The sequence below is a fragment of the Xenorhabdus szentirmaii DSM 16338 genome (assembly GCF_002632585.1).
GTDB lineage: Bacteria > Pseudomonadota > Gammaproteobacteria > Enterobacterales > Enterobacteriaceae > Xenorhabdus > Xenorhabdus szentirmaii.
In genome coordinates, this window is sequence record NZ_NIBV01000002.1 from 1,720,466 (window position 1) to 1,742,249 (window position 21,784).

The 21,784-nt window shown below is 39.8% G+C and carries 20 protein-coding genes; 17 read left to right on the forward strand and 3 right to left on the reverse strand.

The annotated features are described in order from the left end of the window. Positions 1 to 5: 5 nt before the first annotated feature. The 7 genes from Xsze_RS17405 (at position 6) to Xsze_RS17430 (ending at position 8,000) form a co-directional block, all read left to right on the forward strand. Positions 6 to 2,621, forward strand: a complete 2,616-nt coding sequence (locus Xsze_RS17405) for a DUF5682 family protein (RefSeq protein ID WP_051462437.1) — start codon at positions 6 to 8, stop codon at positions 2,619 to 2,621. Further along, positions 2,608 to 3,759 carry a VWA domain-containing protein gene (locus tag Xsze_RS17410; RefSeq protein ID WP_038239410.1) on the forward strand — a complete coding sequence of 384 codons (1,152 nt, stop codon included), beginning with the start codon at positions 2,608 to 2,610 and terminating at the stop codon, positions 3,757 to 3,759. Before Xsze_RS17405 ends, Xsze_RS17410 begins: the two co-directional genes overlap by 14 nt. Beyond that, a complete protein-coding gene (locus Xsze_RS17415) occupies positions 3,756 to 5,864 on the forward strand; it encodes an SWIM zinc finger family protein (RefSeq protein ID WP_038239412.1) in 2,109 nt (702 codons plus the stop codon). The genes Xsze_RS17410 and Xsze_RS17415 overlap by 4 nt, the downstream gene beginning before the upstream one ends. A gap of 346 nt (positions 5,865 to 6,210) precedes the next feature. Next, on the forward strand, positions 6,211 to 6,525 hold the full coding sequence (locus Xsze_RS17420; protein ID WP_038239414.1) for a phage holin, lambda family: 315 nt from the start codon (positions 6,211 to 6,213) through the stop codon (positions 6,523 to 6,525). Then, positions 6,525 to 6,920: a structural protein gene (locus Xsze_RS17425; protein WP_038239417.1), complete on the forward strand. Its 396-nt coding sequence runs from the start codon at positions 6,525 to 6,527 to the stop codon at positions 6,918 to 6,920. The genes Xsze_RS17420 and Xsze_RS17425 overlap by 1 nt, the downstream gene beginning before the upstream one ends. 343 nt (positions 6,921 to 7,263) lie before the next feature. Continuing rightward, on the forward strand, positions 7,264 to 7,452 hold the full coding sequence (locus Xsze_RS22860) for a class I SAM-dependent methyltransferase (protein ID WP_244590080.1): 189 nt from the start codon (positions 7,264 to 7,266) through the stop codon (positions 7,450 to 7,452). Positions 7,453 to 7,481: 29 nt separating this feature from the next. After that, complete coding sequence (locus Xsze_RS17430; protein ID WP_244431815.1) at positions 7,482 to 8,000, forward strand: class I SAM-dependent methyltransferase; 519 nt, start codon at positions 7,482 to 7,484, stop codon at positions 7,998 to 8,000. 313 nt (positions 8,001 to 8,313) lie between these two features. Here the strand turns inward: Xsze_RS17430 and aphA are convergent, their stop codons facing one another. Together aphA and Xsze_RS17440 are read right to left on the reverse strand one after the other, a co-directional pair. Beyond that, the gene (gene aphA, locus Xsze_RS17435; RefSeq protein WP_038239419.1) at positions 8,314 to 9,027 is read right to left on the reverse strand and encodes an acid phosphatase AphA; all 714 of its coding nucleotides are present in this window, start codon (positions 9,025 to 9,027) and stop codon (positions 8,314 to 8,316) included. Positions 9,028 to 9,113: 86 nt separating this feature from the next. Continuing rightward, positions 9,114 to 9,983: a LysR family transcriptional regulator gene (locus Xsze_RS17440; protein WP_038239421.1), complete on the reverse strand. Its 870-nt coding sequence runs from the start codon at positions 9,981 to 9,983 to the stop codon at positions 9,114 to 9,116. Positions 9,984 to 10,355: 372 nt separating this feature from the next. Between Xsze_RS17440 and Xsze_RS17445 the strand changes: the two genes are divergently transcribed. From Xsze_RS17445 to Xsze_RS17490, 10 genes are all read left to right on the forward strand, one after another. Beyond that, complete coding sequence (locus Xsze_RS17445) at positions 10,356 to 11,522, forward strand: serine/threonine protein kinase (protein ID WP_038239424.1); 1,167 nt, start codon at positions 10,356 to 10,358, stop codon at positions 11,520 to 11,522. A 90-nt stretch (positions 11,523 to 11,612) separates the two neighbouring features. Continuing rightward, complete coding sequence (gene truD, locus Xsze_RS17450) at positions 11,613 to 12,713, forward strand: tRNA pseudouridine(13) synthase TruD (protein ID WP_038239427.1); 1,101 nt, start codon at positions 11,613 to 11,615, stop codon at positions 12,711 to 12,713. A gap of 16 nt (positions 12,714 to 12,729) precedes the next feature. Then, complete coding sequence (locus tag Xsze_RS17455; RefSeq protein WP_038239429.1) at positions 12,730 to 14,073, forward strand: B12-binding domain-containing radical SAM protein; 1,344 nt, start codon at positions 12,730 to 12,732, stop codon at positions 14,071 to 14,073. Beyond that, positions 14,070 to 14,699 (forward strand): 2OG-Fe(II) oxygenase, encoded by a 630-nt coding sequence (locus Xsze_RS17460; RefSeq protein ID WP_099138056.1) that lies wholly within the window; start codon positions 14,070 to 14,072, stop codon positions 14,697 to 14,699. The genes Xsze_RS17455 and Xsze_RS17460 overlap by 4 nt, the downstream gene beginning before the upstream one ends. 20 nt (positions 14,700 to 14,719) lie before the next feature. After that, a complete protein-coding gene (locus tag Xsze_RS17465) occupies positions 14,720 to 15,331 on the forward strand; it encodes a 2OG-Fe(II) oxygenase family protein (protein ID WP_051462439.1) in 612 nt (203 codons plus the stop codon). 16 nt (positions 15,332 to 15,347) lie between these two features. After that, positions 15,348 to 16,658 (forward strand): hypothetical protein, encoded by a 1,311-nt coding sequence (locus tag Xsze_RS17470; protein WP_038239433.1) that lies wholly within the window; start codon positions 15,348 to 15,350, stop codon positions 16,656 to 16,658. A 23-nt stretch (positions 16,659 to 16,681) separates the two neighbouring features. Beyond that, positions 16,682 to 17,797, forward strand: coding sequence for an aminotransferase class I/II-fold pyridoxal phosphate-dependent enzyme (locus Xsze_RS17475; protein WP_038239435.1), 1,116 nt, complete (start codon positions 16,682 to 16,684; stop codon positions 17,795 to 17,797). Positions 17,798 to 17,813: 16 nt separating this feature from the next. Continuing rightward, complete coding sequence (locus Xsze_RS17480) at positions 17,814 to 18,509, forward strand: tyrosine-protein phosphatase (RefSeq protein ID WP_038239437.1); 696 nt, start codon at positions 17,814 to 17,816, stop codon at positions 18,507 to 18,509. Beyond that, the gene (locus tag Xsze_RS17485; RefSeq protein WP_051462440.1) at positions 18,499 to 19,026 is read left to right on the forward strand and encodes a P-loop NTPase family protein; all 528 of its coding nucleotides are present in this window, start codon (positions 18,499 to 18,501) and stop codon (positions 19,024 to 19,026) included. Before Xsze_RS17480 ends, Xsze_RS17485 begins: the two co-directional genes overlap by 11 nt. A gap of 70 nt (positions 19,027 to 19,096) precedes the next feature. Continuing rightward, complete coding sequence (locus Xsze_RS17490; RefSeq protein ID WP_244431816.1) at positions 19,097 to 20,332, forward strand: MFS transporter; 1,236 nt, start codon at positions 19,097 to 19,099, stop codon at positions 20,330 to 20,332. A gap of 85 nt (positions 20,333 to 20,417) precedes the next feature. On the opposite strand, the gene Xsze_RS17495 is transcribed toward Xsze_RS17490, so the two are convergent. Further along, positions 20,418 to 21,752 (reverse strand): hypothetical protein, encoded by a 1,335-nt coding sequence (locus tag Xsze_RS17495; protein WP_051462441.1) that lies wholly within the window; start codon positions 21,750 to 21,752, stop codon positions 20,418 to 20,420. Positions 21,753 to 21,784 lie beyond the last annotated feature (32 nt).

Here is a 21,784-nt window from a genome sequence, read left to right on the forward strand (position 1 = left end):
TTACGGTGAGTATATCTTCAATACCGCTTCCTGAACGAATCGACGACGCTTTAACAAAGTGGGCCTCGCTCCAGCAGCAACATCTCTATTTTGCCCCTGTCCGCCATCACAGCCCTGCTTGTGCATACGGTGTACTGTCGCTGATTGAATCCATTAAACCTGATTACATCCTGATTGAAGGGCCAGATAGCTTTAATGCCTTGCTTCCCGGCTTGTTACATCAGGATGCTCATCCGCCGGTGGCGATTATGGCACAAGCGGAACAGCTGACAACCTCCAGCCAATCGGAAGATAGGGAAAAATTTCACCAATCCGCATATTTTCCATTTTGTGAATATTCACCGGAATGGCAGGCACTGCGAGTCGGGCACACTCATCAGGCCAAGCTGGCATTTATCGATCTTCCCTGGGCAGCACAACTAAAAGATGAACAAGAAAAAGATGAGCAAAAAGAGGAAGATAACACCCAAATCCAGAGCCGTAGTTTGCAAAGAGAGCGTTATCTTACCCATAGCCAATTTATCACTCAATTAGCGAAAAAGTGCCATTGTCGTGATCATGATGATGTTTGGGAACATCTGTTTGAACTGCGTTCAATCGACGCGCTGGCAGATTGGCAATCACTTTTTCATGACATTTTTATCTGGTGTGCGCTTGCCCGTCTGGATTATGAACCACAGGTACTGGAAGCGGAAGGTTCCTCACAACGTGAGGCTCATATGCTAATGCATATCACAACCATTAAGCGGCATAATCCTGAAGCAAAAATTCTGACTGTAACCGGCGGATTTCATACGTTGGCGCTGATAGAAGGCCTTGCGGAAGCATCCGAGCGGCAATTTGTTCCTTCGGATGATCAGCAAAAACGGTTCGATGGGATGGCGAAACTCCGGGAAAATGACAGCGCCTGGCTTATTCGTTACAGTTTTGACCGGCTTGATGCCCTTAACGGATACGCTTCAGGTATGCCCTCACCTGCCTTTTACCAAACAAGTTGGCAGAGCCTGCTGGAACAACGGCAAGACCGGCAAGCCAATCATCTGAATGCAAATCAACCGACACAAATTTACCGCAATAAAATGGGGGTGGCATTCCTGACAAATATCGCAGAAGCGATACGAAAAAAAGAATTCGACAACCCGCCCAGTTATATCACGGTAAAAAATGCCGCTGAGCAGAGTTTGCGTTTGGCAGCTCTGAGGGGTCACGCAGGACCGGGGCGTTATGATTTACTTGACGGATTACAAAGTAGTTTTATCAAAGGCAGCCTTAATGATAGCCAAAATGAATTGTGGAAAGAAATCACAACCTATTTTTCGGGCTTTCTTCTCGGCACTATTCCGGTAGGCACTGCCACGCCCCCTTTAGTTGCTGAAACTTACGGGCGTGCGAAAGCTTTTCGTTTCAAACTTGATGATACCCTGACAAAAGTGACCAAACTGGATGTCTATCGCAATGCCCAACATCGTCTGCGCAGCCGTTTTCTGCATTTACTGGAATTTCTGGAGATCCATTTCGCCCAGCGGATTAACGGGCCGGACTTCATTACCGGCCATCAGCTCGATCTCTTGTTCGAAGAGTGGCAATACGCATGGACACCTGCCGTTGAAGGTGAACTGATCGTTCTGTCAGAAAAAGGTTCTCAACTGGAATCTATCGCGCTGGGCAAACTATTGAAGCTGGAAAAACAACTGGAAGAACAAGGACACAGCCGTTCCAGTCAAAACGCGGTCGCATTATTAATTCAGGCTGTACTCATTGGCCTTCATCAATGCATTCCGGCACTGTTCCGCCTACTCGACAATTATATTCAGCAAGACGTTAATTTGGCCTCCCTGACTACCTGCGGTCATAAACTTATTCATCTTTGGCGTGGCCGTGCGTTTCTTGGTATTGAAGATCACACTACGTTAGAAAATCGACTGCATCAGGTGATCCCTCAGGCGTTTTTCTGTCTGGATCAAATAACCCAAGGTGATGAACAACAGCAGGAAGCCCATCTGCAAGCCTTGCTGCTATTGCGGGAACTTGTTGAATTTATGCCGGCCATCAGCCAGACACAAAACTACCTGCATGATTTTTATCAGCAACTTAATCGACTGGGAAACGACTTGGACAACGTGCCTTTGCTCAAAGGTGCGGCAGATGCCTTACGTTATCTGGGGGATCAGGCAGAAGAACAGCTGCTTGTTGACGGCCTGAATAAAGCATTCAGTACCGGCACCGATCCGGAAAATGCCATTAACTATTTTGTCGGCATTATGCGCACCGCACCTGAGCTGGTCATCAAAACCCCAATATTGGTTGATCATTTAAACCAATTACTGGGTGAATGGGATGACCCGCGTTTTATCCAAATCCTACCTGATTTGCGTTTTGCGTTCAGTCAGCCGACTCCCAAACAAAATGAGGAACTGTCCCGCTATATTGCCGGAGAAATAGGCCTTCCGACACATGAACTGGCATTATTGCAAACGGAATTCAGCGCAGAGCAGATGCTGGAAGCCACACGGTTAAACCACCAACTGCAATCCCGTTTGTCAGAACAACAGCTACTCGGATGGTTTAATGCCAATGAGGGTTCAGTGCCAGTAAAGGAGAACATCCATGAGCCAACATGATGACATGTCTGATGAGCAAAAACAGCGCGCGAAACGCTGGCGCCTTGTACTCGGGCAATATGCCGATAATGCGTTGGGGAAAGCCTCATTTAACGCAGAAGATTTAAAAATTGAACGAACCCTCGATTTTCTTTATCGCCGGGAATACCAACGCAGAGGATTGCGTCAGGAACAAGGGCGTCACGGTTCATTGGATGCTTCACAAATCACGGCGGTGAATTGGCTCAATCAGGCTCGTAAACTCTTTCCCAACAGTACATTTGAGCGTATGCAGTCGCAGGCACTGGAACGTTATGAGATAAGCAGCTTCTTGCGCGATCCGCAGGCACTGAAAGCAATGGAACCTACCAAGGCATTGGCGAAAAGCCTGATGAGCTTGCGGGGACGGATGAGCGAAGAAACCCGGGATGCGGTCAAACAGATTATCCGTAAGGTCGTGGAAGATATCCTGAAACAAATCCGCAATAACTTCCGTCAATCCCTGACCGGGCGCAGAAACCGCTTCTGCCGCTCTCTTATTCCCAACAGCCGGAATTTTGACTGGCGGGCAACAATCGCGGCCAACTTAAAACATTATGACACCAACAATAAACAATTATTGATTGAAACACCGTACTTCAATGCCCGAATGCAGCAACGCATGCCCTGGGATATTATCCTGTGTGTTGACCAAAGCGGATCAATGTCCAGTTCTATTATGTATGCCGCCATTTGTGCCAGCATTCTTGCATCTCTGCCCACAGTCAGGGTTTCTCTGGTTGTATTTGATACACAAGTGGTTGACCTCAGCCATCTTGCCCATGATCCGGTTGAAGTTCTGATGACAGTACAACTGGGAGGCGGAACCAATATCGCCGGTGCGATGCGGTATTGCGAGACATTGGTCAGGAACCCTAAACGTACCGTGATCTCACTCATCAGTGATTTTGAAGAAGGCGGCTCTTTGAGTCAATTACTGGACTGTACCCAGCGCCTTCATAGCCAGCAAATCAAATTATTGGGACTTGCTGCCCTGGATGAAGAAGCCATGCCGGTTTATGACTCCACCATCGCCCAGAAGCTGGCAGATCGGGGTATGCATGTCGCAGCGTTAACACCGGAACATTTTGCGCAATGGTTGGCGGAGGTCATGCAATGAGTTGGCAAACAATTTATCACCATTATGATGAAGACGCTCTGGTCGTGTTTGCTAACACCGGCTTGCTGCGGCGGGCACGTAAGGACGTCGATAGTGGCAAAGTGGCACCACTGAAAGCAACACAAGATTCAGAAACACAAAATGGCGTTTTCAGCAGCGATGGGCATCAGGTTGTTTTAAATGCTCAGGGCATACAACAAGCGCAGTGTGATTGTTCCTCATCAGGTTGCTGTAAACACATTCTGGCAGCCATTTTATGGTTACAGGCGAACAATGCAGAAATCACACCGGCGGAACAAATCATTGAAGCAACACCAACGCCCTCTTCTCCCCTGTTACCTGAATTACTCGCCCTGTCCCCGGCAGAATTAATCAAACAGACCGGCAAAGCCAATTGCCGCCTGACAATGCGCCTGTTACAACAATGGGAGCGGGATCAAAACCAGATACATGTAGAAGATATGGTTTCCCAATTGAAAATTTACCTGCCCGAATTTGAGGAACCGGTAATTTTCCTGCGGGAAAGTGGCTATGAAGGAATGCTTTCTTCTTTTCCTGAGCATCAGCGCAAAGCCCTTCATCTTGCGGCAGTGGCTAAATTGTTCCAGCAGCACCAGAAACCTTGGCAGTGGCCGGACTATCTGGATATCGTCCCCAACGGCAAACGGTCACTGAGTGAGGACGAAAAAAACCTGATTGCAACGATTAATCAGGTCATTCAGGATATTTTGCGACAAGGCTTATCTCACGTCAGCCGTAGCAGTGCAGCTCAATTACATTTGCTGAATATGTCCGCCAGATCAGAAGGCTTACCACTGCTCGCCTCTTATTTGAGGGGATTGAGCGGACAAGTAAAACTACTGGCGGACCGGCATTTCACCATGGATGAAGGGCAGGTTTTACGTTTTTTAGCCCAAATATCTGCCTACCTCTATCGGTTAAACCATGCCTCCCCTGAGCAATTGATGACATTACGGGGACAATTGCGTAAACACTATGATGAAAAAAGTGCCTCTTTATCGCTGATCCCCATCAGTGCAAATTGGTGGACATCAAACGGGGGCGCACAGGGAACAACCTTCACTTTCTGGGATAACGAAGAGAAACAGTTACTTCAAAGTATTCAGGCGCGGGCCAACCAACTTGATAACCATTTTAACCGTCATGGCGTCTGGTCAACATTATCCATGTGGAAAATGACGGCGGATAAATTGATGCGCCGTCCATTTTCTCTTCACTCGCCGAAATTATCAGATGAAGGAAAACTATCAGCCAGTGGCGACAGCTATGCTGAAAGCCAAAGCAGTTTTCTCAGCATGACGCAGTATCAATCACTGCGCCCGGCCTTTGGGATACAGGACTGGAGCGAACTCACGGGCTATTTTTCGCGGCAACCCGATGGTTTTTTACAACCCGTGCTATTGCATATCGAAAATTACCAATCATTGATCTGGCATGAAATTGAACAATGTGTGATATGGGAAATAAATGACCAACACAATAACTCTGCCTTTTTGCGGCTTTACTGGGAAGAAAGTAAACAAAGCAGCCTTAAAGAACTACGTTACATCACGCAACGGGAGTTAGGGATCCTCGCCGTCTGTGTGCAGCCTGTCCGTCAGGAACAGCATATTGACCTTATTCCGACAACGTTATGGTTGAAAAGCAATGGTTTAAAAAATAATGAATTGAAAAATAATGATGATGTCGAATTGTTTTATCTTGATTTTGACCATTATCCCCGTAAAAAGAAACAGTCTACATTTATCAGTCATATTCAGGACCATATGGCGAAAAAGAAACGCCATAATGCCATGCATCATTCAGAACCCACACTGGCGCAGAAACTGTGTCGTCCAATCTTTTCAGTACTGGAGACTCAGGCTTGCACTGGCAGGCATACCCTTTCACCATCGCAGAAAGAGCAACTGGAACTGAGCCGCCAAGCTGCTGAAGAATTAGGATTAGATTTGCTGGCTTCTTGTTTGAAAAGCTATCTGACATTAACGACAAAAGATACGGGATCATTGCTGCGCTTAATATGGCTATGTGACAGATTGCAGCAACTGCAAAGCCAATTACCTCTCCAGTTACATAATGGTTAAATGTTCCTGAAATGTAAGCGGTTATTTCAATAAAAATTGCTCCTTATTTTATGGCCATAACCGCTTACAACCGTGACCAACTCTGGGCTATTACTGTATATGCCATCGGCGGCCAGCGATTTATCATCAAGCTGGCCGCCTGATACAAATGACAAATACGCATTTTTTAATAGTAAGCAGAGATCTTTTCCTCCATTTTCTCATTTCCCTCCTGCCTTTAACTTTTCAATTCTCAATCAAATAAGCCATTAGTAAGAAAAAGCGCACAATACCCTATCAATGTGAATTTCATTTCGTGAAGTTACTATAGATAAGTACAAAATATCATTAAATCACAGGACAAAGAATGAAAGAGCAACCTGATCTATGGGCTGATGTATTGAATGGTTTAAAAAACTCATGGCCACAGATATCCGGCTCTATTTTAGCCATTATGATCTGCTATGGCCGGCTTATTTATGACGGTGTCGAGCGAAAAAATCGTTGGGTTGAACCGTTACTGTGCGGAGCATTGTCTTGGGGATTTTCCAGCGCACTAGAGCTATTTGGCATTCCGAGCAGCGTTTCACCCGCACTTGGCGGTGCTGTCGGTTTTATCGGGGTGGAAAAAATAAGAGAGTTTGCACTTCGGGCTATTAACAAACGTTTAGGAGATAAATAATGACTAGAGGAATTCGTAACCATAATCCGGGAAATATTCGTCATGGCGACAAATGGAAAGGGTTAAGCGAAACACAAACAGACAAATCATTCTGCCAATTTATTGCACCAGAATATGGCATTCGGGCAATGCTAAGAATTCTGCAAAATTACGATAAAAAATATAAAATGAATACCATTCGACAAATGATTTCCCGTTGGGCACCCCCAAATGAAAATAATACCGAAGGATACATTGCCTATGTCAGAAAATCCACCGGCATGCAGGATAATGTCGTATTAGATACAAATAACGTTGCCACCATGACCAAATTGATTAAATCCATCATCCATATGGAAAATGGTCAACAACCTTATTCAGATGCCATTATCGAAAAAGCATTTGAATTGTTGTAAAAATAAAATCGTGCAGGATAAGACAGGAATAATAATATTTCCTTAACCTTGACATTATCATTTTCCATATATAATACCAATTCATGAGAAATATTATTTATTCAATCACGATCATGAATTATTTTTAACTTAATCCTCTTTGCCACATTGCCTTGGTAATGTGGCAAAGAAAACATTGACAGTCATGCAGACATCATTCCCCCACACAATAAGACCATCACAATTTCATTAAAAAAATAAAATAATAAAAATAATTAGAAATAATTTTTATTTAACATTTTATTTTTTAATCACAATATACCATTCTAATTTTTTACAAATTTTATTTTTATCCAGTGACAAAATGAAAGAAAGAACACAATATGATTATATTTGTGATTCTTATGAATCGTTATACAACTCAGTACTCCAATGGCAAACGGAGCTTACCAATATACTCAAGATGGCCGGGGATATTGAAGTAAAATCTGTTCTGGATTTAGCCTGTGGCTGTGGTTATTTTGGCCATGCACTATCTCAGCGGGGGCAATAAAAGTAGTTGGCATTGATATATCTGAGGGAATGATTGCTGTTGCGAAAAAGAAATCTGAACAAGCGGGTGACAACATCGAATTTCATGTGCGGAATGTCAGCGAAATGGAGTCATTCGGGAAATTTGACATCATTGTTGCTGTTTTTTTACTCCCTTATTCACAGTCAACGGAAGAACTCGAACATATGTTTCAGGTTGCAGCTAACCACCTGAACCCATCCGGTAAATTAGTCGTTTATACTGTTTCCCCGGATTATCAGTTAACATTGGGAAACGTCGAAAACTATGGCGTAAGGTTTTTGCGTGAAGAACCCTGGCTAAATGGTTTTCGTTGTCACGCAGAATTTCTGTCTACGCCACCAACTCTTTTCACATGTTATCGCTGGAGTCGTGAAAACTACGAAACAGCCATCAAAAAAGCGGGATTCAATCATTATAGATGGGAAAAACCAATCGTTGCAGACAGTGAAATTGAACGTTATCCAGCGGTTTTTTGGGATAGTTACCTGAACAATTGCGCTCACATCGGGCTTGTCTGCCAGTTTTAATCTCTTCCTGTCACCTTTCAATTTTCAGCTCCATTAGCTATACAAAGCGAGAGCCCACATTTTAATATGGTTATTTCGCTTAACTAAACACCCACCGACTAAAGTAAGCAAGTTAGTGATTAACAGACTAAAAATGAGGAAATTACCAATAAGGCCGTAAAACGATATTGATCATAGAACCCTGCTATGCTCCTCATATAAGCTTCCAATAATGTTAACCCTTGAGCACTTTTATTAGTTTTGAATTAATCTGAAATACTAACTTACTAATCTCTTTATCCATTAAATCACTAAAGCCCAACTACTTATTGGATTAATAATCAGATTTAACAACTACTTCTTCTCCAAACTTCCCTGCTTTCGGCAAAGGTTGATAAGTAGAATTTGAAGCTCTTAAGATACGAATTCCACGAATATTTAGCTCACGGGCGGCCATAATATCAGCATCTGCATCTCCATAATAAATTTTCAAATTATGTTTTTTTATCCAACTTGCTTTATCATTTTTATTTGGCTCATCACCGGCAAAAATTACGATATTCATTTTATCTTCAGGAATATGCAAGCTTTTCTGTATGTGTTGAGTAACTGATTCTTTTTTTGTTCCGGTGCGGCCTGTAATAAAATAAATATTATCTCCTCTCTTTATATGCATCTGTACTAGTTCAATACCGATCTTCTTAGGGATACTGAATTTATTCCACTCATTATTCATTTTTTCCCAAAATTCTGTTTTTTTTAGATAGCTCTCATTACCGGGAGAATATTCTGACTTTCCTCGATAAAATCCTGGGCTGGAAAATATGACTGTATCATCAACATCAAAACCCACAGCCATTGGTGGTTGATCCTCCAAACTTTTCTTGATCTGATTAACTGAAACCCAATGTACAGCATGGCGCACGGTCAAATCAGCAGAAGTTACTCCAGACTCAACTCTCTCAGGCATAAACTCGTTCGCTTGAACGACACCATTTAAACCTAATACGAATGTGATCATACTGAATATTTTCACTATGTTACTCATTATTATCCCTTATGCACTATTATCAGAAATATATTTAATTTACTTAACAAAACAGCATTTTTATTATAAAATGTGCTACTGTAAATTTAACACTCAAGAAAATTAATTATAAATTCTTTTAACTCTAATTCCTTTCTCTTTAAATAATAAATATAACTGAACACGTTAGATGTAAACAGAGCATTATGAATAAATTCTAAATCATTGACTTTTAGATATCTAGTATTCACTGTCGAGCTATTAATTATTGAATAACCAACCCCCAGAAAAACAAGCTCCATAATATGATTAATATCTGGAATGATTAATATTTGATTTTTAATTTTATGATCAGTTCTGTATTTTGACAAAGCATAAAACAATGGGTGGTTTTTCATTTCGGAATGCAAGACAACTTTTTCATTGCGCATGATATTATCTAGCGATTTATTCTTGCTCATTATTTCTTTGGAAAAAACAAATAAATATGTTTCGTTTTTATATTTCTTGTAAGAAATTCGCTCTAATTCATCTTCTATAGGCGGGTGAGTTGAAATAAAAATATCCAACTCTCCTGAAAGGAGTTTACTACAATGATCTTCAAAGTTACATATTTCACTAATAAAATCAACCTGACCGTTTTCAGTTATTTTATTTGTTAATTCTTTAAATAATTTATTATAACTATCTATACCTACTTTAACCTCTTTTTTTTTACATTTTTGCAAAAAAATTGATTTTATATTCTCAACATTATCACATATGGGTAGTAAATATTTGTATAGATTGACTCCTTCTTCCGTCAGAGTTACTCCAGTATTAGAACGATTAAATAGTTTAAATCCCAATACTTCTTCTATATCAGCAATACTTTTGCAAAGTGCTGGGGAACTTATATGAATACTTTTAGAAGCATTTTTGAAAGACCCATATTCTACGACACTCAAAAAATGACTTATTTTTCTTGATAAAATCATAATAATCTCACCAATAAAAAAACAAATAATTAATATTATTAATATTATTAATATTATTAATGTGAATTTATATGCCATATATAAGTATGTCAAGATTATTTTTAACTACACTCACCCAACACCCTAACCTAGGATTAACTTTTAGTTAACATTAAAAGAAAAAATTTGAGTTGCTTTTGAAGTTGATAAATATCATTTTTAGTCATAACAAGGTTTAATATTTAAATAAATGATGCATGACAATTTTTAGTACATATTAACCAAATATTTTTCTATGGGAATTATTTATTTTTTAGCATATAACACGATAAAAATGTGATAGTTGTTTTTTAAAAAATATAAATGTGAAAAGGAACATTGAAGGAAAATATTGTGACTAATTCTATTATTAATACCAATGACGATCTAAAACCAAACTATCCCTCTACCCATGTTGAATGTTATACAGAATGGGGAAAATTAAGGCATGTTATTGTCGGTCGTGCAAATAATGCCTGTATTCCTCCTCCAGAGCCTGCCTTTATGGCCCGCATCCCAGAAAATTCGGATATGCGTGGTCGTTATGGCCCAAGAAGCCAAGAATCTATTGATGCAGCTAATGAACAATTGGATGGATTATCTTCGCTACTGATTTCACGTGGTATCCGTGTTGATAGACCCACTCCATTAGATTTCAACTCTCCTGTACAGACACCCGATTTTACCCAAGGCACGATGTTCGGTTGCCAGCCACCAAGGGACATTATCATCACTATTGGACGAGAAATCCTTGAAGCAACAATGAGTTTCCGATCCCGTTTCTTTGAGTATTTGTGTTACCGCCCTTTGATTGCTGCTTATATGCAAGAAGATGCAACCATGCGGCATGAATCAGCGCCTCGCCCCCGGCTTTCAGATAAGAGCTACCGGCATGGCTATTTATCTGAAGAAATAAGCCTAGAAACCCGTAAAGAATGGGTCATGAAAAAAGAATTTGTCACAACAGAAGAAGAACCCATTTTTGAAGCAGCCGATATTGTCCGATGTGGAAAAGATCTTTTCGTACAACATGGCTTTACTACAAATATGAAAGGCATTGATTGGTTACGGCGCCATTTCCCTGATTATCGCATTCATGCTATCAATTTTCCCGGTGACCCTTTCCCAAGCCATATAGACTGTACTCTGTTACCTTTACGCCCCGGTTTAGTTTTAAACAATCCTGATAGGCCATTACTGCCCGAGTTCAGGAAACTATTTATTCGTAATGACTGGCAAATTATAGAAGCAGCACCTCCTGCACACCACAAATCGCCTCCATTATGTTATTCAAGCACATGGCTATCAATGAATATGTTGTCACTTGATGAAAAAACAGTGTGTGTAGAAGAAAGCGAAATTTATCAAATAGAACAATTGGATAAATTAGGCTTTGACGTTATTCCAGTACCTTTCCGCAATGCTTACCCTTTTGGTGGTGGTTTGCATTGTGCCACAACGGATATCTGGCGAGAAGGACATCTTGATGATTATTTCGCTAAAGAAAACTCACAGTATTAATACATAACCTATTGGTATTTTGATTATACAAAAACAGTGAGTCTTATTTTGACTATTGAAAATCATGGCCTGAAAATTGGAAATATTTCAATGAATAATATAGAACTCAATACAAATTCTTCCAAGTATTCACCGAATACCTTTCTCAGAAAAGATGTTCAATATTGCCTTAAAAAAGTGCCTGCCGATTTTCTTGTAGAAGAAGTACCAAATTTTTATAAGCCCTCGATAGAAAAACAGATTTGGCATTTTCAATTACGCAAAGAAGGAATGACAACCTCTGAAGCAGTTACAAATATTGCCAATATATTAGAAATACCAGAAAGTCATATTGGATACGCTGGGTTAAAAGATGAAGATGGAATAACAAGTCAGAGAATATCTATTCAATCTCCATCACGGAATATAGACACCCATGCCATCAATGCACATTTGGATATGACATCAGGAAAATGGCTTTCATTGCATGAAGTAGGTTGCTTTGAAGAAAATATCAAGATTGGCCAACTCGTAGGTAACAGTTTTCGGATTGTCATACGTAACTTAGATAAGCCCATCGCACATACCTTGGCAAAGCAGGCTTCCTATCACCATGCTTTCATTAACTACTATGACACACAAAGATTCGGTGTCCCTGGCGGGCCATCTACCACCCACCTTATTGGTCAAGCTCTTCATCACGAAAAATGGGAAAAGGCCCTGTCATTGTTATGCCAATCAGCATCACCGGAAGCACAATCTGCTCAAAAATGGCGAGGTAAAACTGAGCATTTTTTCCATCAATTAGATCCCAGGCGGCTCTCTTTTTATTATGCGTCTTATGGCTCTTATCAATGGAACAATCTCGTCGCCGAAGAATTCCAGCGCTACCATCAAGGGCTCCATACCGTGCGCTCATCAATACCCTACGTTTTGCCCACTGCTTATTCTGATGTCATGACATTTGCTGCTAAGACATCTTGGTATCCTTTTATTCGATTTAATATCGTCAATGGAAAAAAAGTGGAAAAGCAAAGTCTTCGCCCAACCATTGCGCATACTTTTATAAAAATTATCGATCTCAATGAAGATCATGAATTCCCTGATCGTTCCAGTTTAACAATCGAGTTTTTTCTTCCTTCCGGCTGTTACGCAACTATGGCAGTTTGTCAATTTATCCACTTGGCAAATCAGCAGATTTTCACTGTTTAATTTAGGAGGTTTACATATGCGCATATTATTACTGATTCCTCCCTATATTCCTTCTTATTTCAATGCCGGTCATCACTTGCCTTTATTTCAAGTTGCAACCTATATCAGGGAAAGAAATTCATCATGGCAAGTTACTGCGTTAGACGGCGGAGCATTAAATCTGACTTGGCATGAGTTAGCTCAGGAATTGGCAAAAGGTTATGATTTTATCGGATTATTTAATGATTTTGATGCCGTGGATAGTTTCGGGCGCACAGCGATGTACTGCCGAGAAATTCTACCTCAAGTAAAAATATTTACTTTCGGGCGATTATCAAAACAAATTCCTGATTGGTTTAAGCAATTTGATTTTGAGGGCATTGTTTTCAATGGTGATTATGAAAGTGGTGTTGAATCTTTCCTGCTAAATTACGCTCCCGACACAAAGGGTATTCCTGGCCTTATTGTGAAAACGTCCCTTGGTTATTTGCAAGGTGATGCGGGTCAGATGCTGAGTCCAGAAGAGTGGATCCTCCCTGATACTTTAGAAATCCCTTATGCCGCATATGATCGGATGTATAAGAATGACTTGAATAAATTCTGTGGTATTCCTGATCGGCGTGAACTCGTCATTCCTGTAGCACGAGGGTGTCCGGTGGGTTGCGAGTTTTGTGATGTTCCCCCTATGCAAGGTAAAAGTGAACGGCGGCTTTCCGTTGAACGTGTCATCGAATACATCATGGAACAACAACGTATCCAGCCATTTGACTATGTCTCTTTTTATGCCCCTACCTTTACCTTGAACCGCCGGTGGGTAAAAGAATTGTGCCGTAAATTCATCGAATTAAGGCTGCCCATTCGATGGAAGTGTGTGACAACAATTTATCATTTGAATAAAGAATTAATTGAATTAATGGCACAAGCTGGCTGCATTAGAATCAGTTTGGGAGTAGAAACCATTTCCGTCTCACCGAACCTGAACTTACCCAAAATAAAACTAAACACTGAGGCCAAAGTTGAAGAGCTACTCGCCATTGCCAAGCAGAATGACATAGAAATCAATGCGTTCATTATTCTGGGCTTACCCGGTGACACAATAGAAGCATCAATTAAGACTATTGACTGGCTGATTGATGAAGGTGCCAGAGTCCGTCCAACTGTTTATACCCCTTACAATGAATTGCATGAAAATTCCTCAACAATAGAGGTGGGTAAATATAATCGCCAGCTTTTTCACCAATTTCCTCAATCTCTGGAAGAACGGCAAAAAGGCTATGCCTTGCTATTTGCTAATCAAAAAGATCGTGCCACTGAAGTCATGAAAAGAATTATGCAGCAAAAGGAATATGAGCAAGAATCCACTTCAGGAGATCACATATGAATATCCGATGGTATTCACCCAACTTCAAAAAGAAAAAAGAACCTTTTGAATGGTTTTGTTCAAATCATTTTTTACCATCGAATGTTTTCAAACGATTGCAAGCAGAGTTTCCTCATATAGGCTATCGTCAATCTCACCGTGAAGAGGGTGACGGAAAATACTATAGTACTTGGGATCTGCTGGCTGTTGATAACGGTATTCCTGAACCGGAAACATGGAATAATCTGACCCCAGCATGGAAAGCAATGCTGAAAGTTATCTTGAGTGATGGTTACCGTCACTACTTTTCAACATTGATGGAGCGCGATCTCTCAACGTCCCGTCTACATGTACGCTTCACTATTTACCATGAAAATTGCTGGTTGGCCCCCCATTGTGACCGCCCTGACAAGATCCTGACTCAAACCCTCTATTTTCCGACAGGTAATATAGAGGGCGGAGAATTATTGATCCTTGGTTCATCTGATCCTGATGATATCAAAGAAGCGGTTGCTCCTTCTCCCAACCGCTCGGTTATCCTTCTGCCTTCCTCCCGCTCTTGGCATAGTGTTCGTAAGGTAGTGCCCGGTTCGCAACATGCCCGCCGAGCCTTACTCCTTCATTATGTCATCTCTGAAAATCTCTAAAAATAAGGATAATGAAATTTATGTTTAATTTATTACTTCCCCAAGTATTAACAGATGTTCCCTACCACTGGGGTATGGTATCTCCTTTTACTGATGAAAAAACAGCCAATGATCTGATGGAAACATTTCCTCATGAAGGCTTTGTCATGGCAGAAAAAATGGCTGAACAAACCGATGATAAAAAAACCTATAGCCTGGAGGCATTAGTCGTTGAAAAGGAGATCCCTCTTTCTCTTGTATGGACCAAATTTTGTGATTATCTAAAAAGCAATCAATATCGGGAGCAGGTAGGAAAATTGATTGGCAGAGATCTCAGTTCAGCTCATTTAAGCCTAACATTCTGGCGATATCGTTCTTCTCAATGGTTAGGGCCACATACAGATAAAACTGAAAAAATTGTGACTCAAATTTTTAACTTCAATCAAAATTGGTCCCCTGATTGGGGAGGATGTCTGCGTATTTTACACTCTGATGATTCACAAGATATTTATCATGAAATTCCGCCAGAACTGAATACGTCAGTGATTCTACAACGTTCAGATCAATCATGGCATATGGTAACCCCCATCTCAGCTTCTGCACCTGAAGGGACTTATCGGCGCGTGCTCACAGCTGTTTTTAATTTGGAATAAGGACTGGAGAAACAATATGCAAGAAATTGAAGTGATAGGCGGAAATCGATTATCAGGGTGTGTACATATTTCAGGTTTTAAACATGCTTTCCCACCATTATTTAGCCTGGCCTTGTCATCAAAACAACCTTCTTTAATCAAAAATGTTCCTGATATTGCAGATATCAGAATATTGGGGAAAATAGGCCAATCACTGGGTGCCAGAATATTGCACAAGCCAGAAAAACGCACTATGTATATTGATCCCCGTGGTTTGAAGAATACCAAAATACCTGAAGATTTAAGTACCTTGATCCATGGTGCGTGGTATCTGGCTCCTGGAATATTGGCCCAGGAAGGCCATGTCATATTAGGTGAAACGGGTGGCTGTAAAATTGGAGTCGGCCAAGGAGGAGAGCGCCCTATAGAACAACTGTGTACCGTTTTACAACGCTTCGGCGCCAAGGTCGAAAACATAGAAAATACGATACAAGCAACAGTCACACGTTTTTCCCCCACTAAAATCGATATGGCTAATTTTGCCGTCGTTGAAAAAAGCACTGGAAAATTGACTGGCCCACTTTATTCTGGCGCAACAAAAGCCGCATTATTATGTGCCGCGAGAGCTGAAGGCATCAGTGAAATTATCAATCCTTATTCTAAGCCAGATGTTATGGCATTGGTTGAAGCCATCAGAGATCAGGGAGTTGATATCACTTGGGAAAAAGACCGCATTGTGATTGCAGGGAAACCTGAAGCGGATGGTTTTGAAACAACTCTTGGCCCTGATCTCATCGAAGTTATGACTTACTTGACCCTTTCCGCTTATTGCAATGCTCCAATTTCTATTACTGGTGTTTCACAACATGCTATCGAAACGGGGCTTTCTGCTGAAATCGCTTGTTTAGAAAAATTGGGTTATCAACTCCTGTGGAAAGATAATACTCTCACCATCGTCCAAGTGTCTTCTCCATCCCGATTGGATATTCAAGTCACATCACATGGAATATTCAGTGACAGCCAACCTTTTATGGCTCTGTTGCTGATGGCATCTCAATTGGGTGGAAGTATTACAGAACAAGTTTGGGTCAAACGTTTTCAATATATTGAAGAATTGGAAAAAATGGGAGCTAAAGTTATTCACAATACCAAATCAGTAGACATTGTTCCCCATGTTCCCTGCAAAAGTGGCTTAACCGTACAAGCCGCTGATTTACGTGGAGCCGCAGCTCTGGTTATTGCAGCATTAAAAATATCAGGGAAAACAAAAATAGGTGGTATTGATCACCTTGAACGCGGTTACCCAGATTTACTGGGGCAACTTCGTGCATTGGGAGCACAAATTTAAATCATCCGCTACGGAGTGTATTAATGGCTAATACGACACTTATTAATAATCATTACCCACTGCCTCAGATCCCCAAATATCTTTCTCGTCAACGGGAATTTTTATCTGATGGCATAAACTTACGCAGTGGTGAATTACACCATAAAGCATTAACAAAAATTATTCAGGACATTATTATTCAACCACAAAGACATCAATTTTATCCTTACCCACAAATTGAACATGAACATGCCGCAAAAGTATTAGGAATGAATTCATCTTCTATTTATTTCACCCCGGGATCAGATATCGCGATTGGCTTGATCTTACGTTTGATTGCTTGTACAACAAAAAGATTAATTATTCCTATACCTAACTATTTTGGCTGGATTGATCATGCCAATCTTAATCAAATAGATATATTGCCCATTTATTTCAATGACCAACATGCGGAAAATTTTTGTATCAAAACATTACTAAATATAATCCAAACGACTCCACCCTCTATTGTTGCAATTTCAAATCCCAATAGCCCAACGGGGATAGAATTTGATAATAATGCCTTATTGGCGATTTCTCATGCTTGTGCCAAACATGGTCATTTATTGGTTATTGACGAATGCTTTATGGCATTTGGCAATATTAACCATTTAGATCTTTTAGGCCAACCTGAGCACATTATTTATGTTCGATCATTTTCTAAAGGTTATGGTTTAGCGGGTGCTCGTATTGCTGCCATAATAGCCTCTCCTGAGATAATAAATATCTTGTCCCAGGAACGGACTGAATCAGCAATCTCAGGTAGTACCTGGACATTATTTCAAGGAATTTTAGCTAAAAAAGAACATATTAAACAAATTTGTCAATCCATTATTCAAACACGGGAATATGTCAGTGAAACTATCATGAAGCTACGCCCAAATTGGAAAATTATTCCCTCAGGTGCCAATTTTATCAATGTGAAGACTATTGGTGAAAATCCCATGAAATTAGTAGAAAACGCGGCTTTAGGTGGGTTTTATATCCGTGATATGAGTACACAAGAGAGAATGAATGGCTATGTCCGAATCGGTATTGGAGAATTAGAATTAATGATGAAATTTCTAAAACAAATTTTTCCTTCAACATACGATGATAACGAACAAATCCACAATCAATGAATGACAGTGAACACTAATGAAAAAACCGTTAAATAATTTAAACCGACTAAATATCTACCCAATACATCACGCTGATATTCTGAATGGACGAATATTAAAAATCAAGCATACTTCAACAATCAGCCATGGCATGCTAATTCGTTGTGGTATGCAGAAAGGAAAAGAAAAAGCAACATATAGTCAGTTATCAGGAATATTGCCCATCAATACTTGGATAGATCTACGTACACCTGAAGAATATGAACCTCAATTCAACTCTCATATTCCAACATCAATTCAATATATCAATTACCCCATTAGATTTAAGCCACCAAAAAATAATCAGACACGTATTGTCACAGAATCTGATTATATTAATCTTTATTTCACCATGAGCCATGTAGCATGGGATATTGCCTATAAAATAAAAAACTTACTTAAAACAGGGAATGTCATGCTTCATTGCAGTTTAGGAAAAGACCGCACAGGCCTTGTCACTGCTGCTATTCTTCACCAGCTCCAATTTTCCACTTTAGAAATCGCCCATGATTTTGCTTTGTCTGCCAGATTCCTCCGCCGTCAATATCAATTGATAGAAAATAAAGCCAACATAAATGGCGTCCCTAAACATTTGCAAGCCCGCCGTTATGAATTATCGAAGGGAACAATTATCCCTATATTGCATGAATGGACAAAAATAATCTCATGTGGTGGAAATACATATGATCAATAATATGAAGCGTATCTTAGTCATTGGCTCTCCTGGAGCAGGAAAGTCAACCTTTGCCAGACAGTTAAGCCAAATTTGCTCTATCCCCTTGTTTCATCTTGATAAAGAGTACTGGCAAAAAGGTTGGATAGCTCCTTCAGCAAAGGAATGGCAACAAAAATTATGTACCTTGACGAATAAATCATCATGGATTATTGATGGTAATTACGGTTCAAGCTTGCTACAACGGTTAGAAAAAGCAGATACAGTTATTCACCTCTACTTACCAACCTATGTTTGTTTGTTCCAGGCAGTAATACGTATAGCTAAATGGCATGGCAAGCAGCGTCCTGATATGGCCCTTGGTTGCCATGAAAAAGTAAATTTAGATTTTTTACGACAAATAATAAAATATAGAAAGTATCAATTCAAAAAAGATAAATTATTATTGGATGATTTTGATGGGAATTACATTAAATTGACATCAAGAACAGAAGTTAAAGTATTCTTACAAAAAATATCTCATAAATATAATCATTGAACGAATATTTTTAATCTGTACCTGAAATACAAAGGGTATGAGCTCATTAATTACATGAGAGAAAAAAATCATGGCATTAAACCGTCAAGAACACCTGTTTTTACTGGCCATGGCAATTGGTAGTATAGGCGGAGGAATTTGGCGCCCTATAGCAATCTTTTATTTAGTCTTAGTACAAGGGTTAAATATTGTAGATGTTGGGCTGGCTATGACGATAGGTGCGATGATCGCATTACTTATTACTGGTTATCCAGCAGGCCTATTAGCTGACAGATTAGGGCCAGCTAACTCAACGCTGGTAGGTAGTTTACTGCGATTTAGTGCATTCCCTTGGATGCTGGTTGTTTCAACACCCTGGCAAGTTGCTGTCATCGTCATGTGTGTTTCCATCGGTGAACGTATTTACTGGTGTGCCAATCCTGCTGCAATAAGGGTCCTATTCCCTATTAAAAATACTCAAATGAATATTTTTGCCACCATAAATAGTTGTAGAAATATTGGATTAGGTTTTGGCGCATTATTGTCTCTATTTTTTATTGATAAAAATGGAATATCTAATATCATCGTTAATTTGATTATTTGGGGAAACACTTTTGGTTATTTTATATCTGGATTTATTATTTTTATAATAACTAAAAAAGCTATTAAGGGATCTAATCAAATCACTCCAAATAAAATACAATCACATAAAGACGTTACTCTTTCCTTTTCTATTCTGAAAGATATAAAATATCTTATTTTCGTTTTTTTGATTGGTATATTTCTGTTGGCAGGAAAAAGCATTGAGCTTGTGCTGCCCTATTACTTTCTTATTGAGCGCGATTTACCCTCTTGGTTTGCAGCTTTTGTGTTTACTGGCCTTTGTTTTGGTATTCCTTGCTTTCAGCAAGTTGCGTTAAAACTGGGTGACAAACTGGGATGCCTGAAATCTTTAGCATGGTCTGGGTTTTTACAAATGATTGCCTATAGCATTATTTTGTTTATTCACGGTGAATTTATATTACAATTTATCTTAATTTTTATTGTAACTATACTGCTTAGCCTTGCTGAAGCCATTCTCGGAGCACAACTAGGAATTGCCATTTTAATTTTTTCTCGGTCTGGTTATGAAGGGCGTTATTCTGCTGTTCTTCAGTTTGCGTTCGGAGGAGCCACTGTAATATCCCCTTGGTTATTTACCCAGTTTATCAGTTTTTCCAGCACATTTTTGTGGATTAATATCATATTATATGTTGCTTTAGCAGGCATTGGATTTATTTTTCTCGAAAAATATTACAATACAGGTAATGGCCTAATAAAGAAATAACAAAATAAGCTTGGAGAGAGTTTCATCTTCAAGCTATTAATATATCCTATAATTCTTATTCTCAGTATGTTTTTAGACTCTGACATCAGCCGTTTTTTATATCATGGTTGACGAAACTTATATAATGTCGATTAGAAACTTGACTGAGCAATTCAGCGACAATACTTCCAAGTAATTTTTCCTGACACAATGGTCGGTAAATAAGTGCATTGATGCCTTCAGAAGGTACTCCCAATACGATCATCTGGTCATTCACTTCAATTTCAACCACTTTTTGTTGTTTTTCATTGCCATCCAACACAGTAATATCTTGGCCTGAATAATTCTGGATCATATCACGCCAAATGATTTCAACTTGGGAAGGATCAATGTCCGCAACAAATGCGCTATTTTCCTGAATGGCCCGATTAAATAAATAATCAGGAAACAGAGGCACTGCACGACTGAGACCCAACCCGGACGCATGGCGCGGATTAATTTCTGTTGCAAAAAATTCACTGCCTGTCCATATCCCATCAAGGCTGAATATTCCTCTATAACCGACTTCCTCTGCCAGTTTTTCTCCCACCAAGCGGGTATGACTGCGCATAATTTCGCTATGTTTTCCTGGCCGCCAACGATTCGATGAACCACAAAACAAAAGTTGATTGGTTGATTTTTCAAAAACTGTCAATATTTCTATCGGATCAAAAACAGCAACACCTTTAGGCAAAACCATCGCCATAATACTGCATGGAATTCCTTGTATAAATTCAGCCATACGAAGTTTTTCAGTTTGATCGTGGAATTTATCCAACGCCTCAGCAAGCTCATGATGATCCTTAACCCAAGACAAGCCTTCTGAACCTGCATGAAATGACTTTGAACTGTCGGCAGCCAATATAACACCTTTCCCTTTATTAAGAAGACAAAATGCAGCCAAGGCATCATTAAAGTCAGGTGCAATGATTTTATAAGGTGGTGTATTAATTCCCCATCGACGAAAATTGCCATCAATATAGGTCTTATCTTCAAATTTTGCCCATTCTGGCCTTTGCCTGCCATAAACAGGCCGATCAGCTAATGAAGAAAATTCGCACCTTATTCCCCCTAAGAAAGTGATATTTTTTCCTGGATCAATTTTATCCAACCAGTGTTTAATACAAATAAATTCTTTTTGCAATAACGTTTGCAGTGGATGTTTTTCAATATTAACAATATGCCAACACAATACCCCTTCAGGCCGCCATATTTCCTCTGATACGGATATTAATGCTTTTATTTTGGCACCACATATTTGCAGTTCGAACATCAAACTTTTCAACGAATTCAAACTATCTGAACAATCAATCAACAAACCAACTTCATGATCTTGCCAGTACTCTTTCAAATGTTTTTTTATTTCTGTAAACCAACTATTTGATACCCGTTGCCCTGTCATTTAGTTTCCCCATAAGACATGAAAATAAAATA

What these genes read in the sequence shown, in the direction of transcription:
- Xsze_RS17410 (WP_038239410.1), top strand. Translation starts at nt 2,608, where the DNA reads ATGAGCCAACATGATGACATGTCTGATGAGCAAAAACAGCGCGCGAAA.
- Xsze_RS17415 (WP_038239412.1), top strand. Translation starts at nt 3,756, where the DNA reads ATGAGTTGGCAAACAATTTATCACCATTATGATGAAGACGCTCTGGTC.
- Xsze_RS17420 (WP_038239414.1), top strand. Translation starts at nt 6,211, where the DNA reads ATGAAAGAGCAACCTGATCTATGGGCTGATGTATTGAATGGTTTAAAA.
- Xsze_RS17425 (WP_038239417.1), top strand. Translation starts at nt 6,525, where the DNA reads ATGACTAGAGGAATTCGTAACCATAATCCGGGAAATATTCGTCATGGC.
- Xsze_RS22860 (WP_244590080.1), top strand. Translation starts at nt 7,264, where the DNA reads ATGAAAGAAAGAACACAATATGATTATATTTGTGATTCTTATGAATCG.
- Xsze_RS17430 (WP_244431815.1), top strand. Translation starts at nt 7,482, where the DNA reads ATGATTGCTGTTGCGAAAAAGAAATCTGAACAAGCGGGTGACAACATC.
- aphA (WP_038239419.1), bottom strand. Translation starts at nt 9,027, where the DNA reads ATGAGTAACATAGTGAAAATATTCAGTATGATCACATTCGTATTAGGT.
- Xsze_RS17440 (WP_038239421.1), bottom strand. Translation starts at nt 9,983, where the DNA reads ATGATTTTATCAAGAAAAATAAGTCATTTTTTGAGTGTCGTAGAATAT.
- truD (WP_038239427.1), top strand. Translation starts at nt 11,613, where the DNA reads ATGAATAATATAGAACTCAATACAAATTCTTCCAAGTATTCACCGAAT.
- Xsze_RS17455 (WP_038239429.1), top strand. Translation starts at nt 12,730, where the DNA reads ATGCGCATATTATTACTGATTCCTCCCTATATTCCTTCTTATTTCAAT.
- Xsze_RS17460 (WP_099138056.1), top strand. Translation starts at nt 14,070, where the DNA reads ATGAATATCCGATGGTATTCACCCAACTTCAAAAAGAAAAAAGAACCT.
- Xsze_RS17465 (WP_051462439.1), top strand. Translation starts at nt 14,720, where the DNA reads ATGTTTAATTTATTACTTCCCCAAGTATTAACAGATGTTCCCTACCAC.
- Xsze_RS17470 (WP_038239433.1), top strand. Translation starts at nt 15,348, where the DNA reads ATGCAAGAAATTGAAGTGATAGGCGGAAATCGATTATCAGGGTGTGTA.
- Xsze_RS17475 (WP_038239435.1), top strand. Translation starts at nt 16,682, where the DNA reads ATGGCTAATACGACACTTATTAATAATCATTACCCACTGCCTCAGATC.
- Xsze_RS17480 (WP_038239437.1), top strand. Translation starts at nt 17,814, where the DNA reads ATGAAAAAACCGTTAAATAATTTAAACCGACTAAATATCTACCCAATA.
- Xsze_RS17485 (WP_051462440.1), top strand. Translation starts at nt 18,499, where the DNA reads ATGATCAATAATATGAAGCGTATCTTAGTCATTGGCTCTCCTGGAGCA.
- Xsze_RS17490 (WP_244431816.1), top strand. Translation starts at nt 19,097, where the DNA reads ATGGCATTAAACCGTCAAGAACACCTGTTTTTACTGGCCATGGCAATT.
- Xsze_RS17495 (WP_051462441.1), bottom strand. Translation starts at nt 21,752, where the DNA reads ATGACAGGGCAACGGGTATCAAATAGTTGGTTTACAGAAATAAAAAAA.